The organism is Aminobacter sp. P4_D5 (genome assembly GCF_056401815.1).
Genome location: NZ_JBFUIP010000642.1, coordinates 1 through 746 on the forward strand (window position 1 = coordinate 1; position 746 = coordinate 746).

At 68.2% G+C, this 746-nt stretch carries 1 protein-coding gene; it reads left to right on the forward strand.

Annotated features, from left to right (window positions below; genetic code table 11):
- Nucleotides 1–73: 73 nt before the first annotated feature.
- The coding region (locus AC1DWF_RS34050) for a class II aldolase/adducin family protein (RefSeq protein ID WP_476842900.1) at nt 74–746 on the forward strand (673 nt) is incomplete at its 3' end.

Consider the following 746-nt stretch of genomic DNA (forward strand, 5'->3'; position numbering starts at 1 on the left):
TCGCCGCCGTCATCCAGGCGCTGCGGCGCGGCGAGGCGCCGGCCCATCTCTACGATCACGCACGAGGCTACTGATGAACGCCATCCTTCCCCCGCCGCCGGTGAAGCCGGATCCCTCCCACGTCCAGACCGAGCAGGAGATTCGCGAGGATCTCGCCGCCGCCTATCGCCTGATCGCGCTCTTCGGCATGACGGACCTGGTCTTCACCCATCTCTCCGCGCGGCTGCCGGGCGAGGGGCATCGCTTCCTGGTGAACCCCTACGGCCTGATGTTCGAGGAGATCACCGCCTCCAGCCTCGTCGAGGTCGATGCCGACGGCGAGCCGAAGCAGGCCACCACCTGGCCCGTGAATCCCGCGGGCTTCGTCATCCATTCGGCGGTCCATCGCGAGCGGCACGACGCCATGTGCGTCATGCACACGCACACGCTGGCCGGCATGGCGGTGGCGGCGCAGAAGGGCGCGCTGCTGCCGCTCAATCAGATGAGCATGGAGTTCGACGGCCGCGTCGCCATCCATGGCTACGAGGGCGTCGCGGCCGACGACAACCTCTCCGAGCRCGAGCGCCTGGTGCGCGACCTTGAGGACAAGCCCTGCATGATCCTGCGCCATCACGGGCTGATGACGGTGGGGCAGACGGTCGCCGAGGCCTTCTACTGGATGTATTATCTGGAGCAGGCCTGCCGCATCCAGCTCGCCGCGCAATCCTCCGGCGCCGAGCTCGACCTGCCCTCCGCCCATACCGTCG